Source organism: Neisseria sp. P0021.S005, assembly GCF_051956955.1.
The window spans coordinates 1-255 of the sequence record NZ_JBQCWY010001022.1; the positions used below are offsets into that span (position 1 = coordinate 1).

Below are 255 nucleotides of genomic sequence, written 5' to 3' on the forward strand. Positions count from 1 at the left end.
CTTTCACACCGTCGTTGTTCACGGTGGTGTCGCCGGCTTTGACGCTGTCTACCACCAGGTCTTTGTTCAGCTTGACGGTCACTTTATCGTCTTGGGCTTCAGTGGTGATGTTGTCGTCGCCGGCAACAGTCACGGTGGAGCCGAGTTTTTCGATATTGGTGCTGCCGCTGTCGCCGTTGAAGGTCAGGCCTTTGGTGTCAACGGTGGTTTTGGCATCTACACCTTTTTGGATGTCGTCTTTGGTGTCTTGCGCCA

1 protein-coding gene is annotated in these 255 nt (G+C 54.1%); it reads right to left on the reverse strand.

The features are described 5' to 3' along the window. A partial coding sequence (locus ACTHUE_RS20690) for a hypothetical protein (RefSeq protein ID WP_440361355.1) occupies window positions 1–255 on the reverse strand: 255 nt, incomplete at both ends.